General features: G+C 41.3%; 1 protein-coding gene. It reads left to right on the top strand.

Going from position 1 to position 1654, the window contains the following annotated elements; genetic code table 11:
• The first annotated feature begins 128 nt into the window (after positions 1–128).
• Positions 129–1505, top strand: coding sequence for a transposase (locus BV372_RS33100; protein WP_086691513.1), 1377 nt, complete (start codon positions 129–131; stop codon positions 1503–1505).
• Positions 1506–1654 lie beyond the last annotated feature (149 nt).

Genomic DNA, 1654 nt, shown 5'->3' with positions numbered 1-1654 from the left:
TGCCCACCCAGCCCTTTCAACGCGAACAAATGAACTACTGTCTTCAAAGCTGAAACCCAGTCGCAGTATGGAATGTGCGGTACGACTTCAATGTATCCTCAACATATTCAACCGTTGTGGGTGTCAAAATGCTATCCGCCATCTTTGAACAATTTGTGCAAGAAAGTCCAATAAGTGTTATGGCAAGAGGCTTAATGGAGCGAGTATTTGCACCAGCAAGAATGGATAAATTATTTGAAAACCATGCTCAAGTGCAGTACCAGCAAGAGTTACTATTTTCTAGCCAAGTTGATTTGATGAGTTTGGTGGTGTGTGGAATACAGAAATCGGTTCATGCCGCGTACAGAGCAACAGCCGCAAACTTGATTGTCAGTACCACAGCACTATATAACAAGCTCTGCGGTGTGGAATTAAGTGTCAGTCAAGCATTAGTAAGAGAAACAGCTCAGGATTTGCGATCGCTAATTTCTTCAATGGGAGGAGAACAGCCAAATCCATTACCAGGATATCAACTCAGAATTGTTGATGGGACATGTTTAGCGGCAACAGAGCATCGATTAAATGCAATTCGCTCATTTGCAGCCAAGGCATTACCAGGGAAAGCAATAGTAGTCTCAGATCCACTTTCAAAGCTAGTCATAGATATATTTCCATGTGCTGATGGTCATCCCCAAGAGCGTAGTTTATTTGATGATGTGCTGTTGAGCGTCAAAGCAAATGAAGTTTGGAATGGAGATCGGAATTTTTGTACAGCTAAGTTTTTGTTCAAGATTGCAAGCTTTCAAGCTTTCTTTGTGGTTCGTCAACATGGGTCGTTAGGTTATCAACAACTCTCGCAATTAAAAGCTCTCGGTCAAACAGATACAGGAAATTTGTTTGAGCAGGAAGTTGAAATTAATTATGAGGGAAATTTACTCAAATGTCGTCGGATTTTACTGAAATTATTCAAACCGACCCGAGGCAAGGAATGGGAAATCGCCATTTTGACCAATTTACCCCCTAGTGATGCACCTGCTGCCAAAATCGCTCAACTGTATCGTCATCGCTGGAGTCTGGAAACCCTGTTTCAAACTGTAACTGAGAATTTTCATGGCGAAATTCAAACCTTAGCCTATCCCAAAGCTGCCTTGTTTTCGTTTTCTATGGCATTAGCAACATACAACATTCTTGCCACTCTCAAAGCTGCATTAGGCAGTGTACATGGAGTCGGCAAAATTGATGCTGGCTTGTCAGATTTCTATCTAGTTGATGAAATTCAAGGCACTTACCGGGGAATGATGATTGCGATTCCAGCAGTCCATTGGCAAGCATTTGAGACATTTTCCGTTGACCAATTGGTTTTAGTTTTGCAATCTCTGTCTGCCAGAGTTGAACTTAAACGTTTTCTCAAAGCGATTCGTGGCGTTAAGAAAAAGCGAGAACCTTTAATCGTTGACAGTAAACATCGGCACATTTCAACTGCGCGACTTTTAAACATCCATCAGAATACTCAAAACAAAAGCTAATATTTCTGGTTTGAACTTAAATCTGGTGGAGGACGATTTCAAGCATTTTCATGTCTGCTTCAAACTGTTTTATGTCTTAGAACCTAGCCAGATTAAGACTTTTATTGATTCTCCCCTACTAGTTCATTTGTTCGCGTTGAAAGGGCTGG

It is taken from the genome of Nostoc sp. T09, assembly GCF_002154695.1.
Taxonomy (GTDB): domain Bacteria; phylum Cyanobacteriota; class Cyanobacteriia; order Cyanobacteriales; family Nostocaceae; genus Aulosira.
Note: the sequence above shows the minus strand (reverse complement) of the source record. Positions and strands in the feature narration are given on the sequence as shown.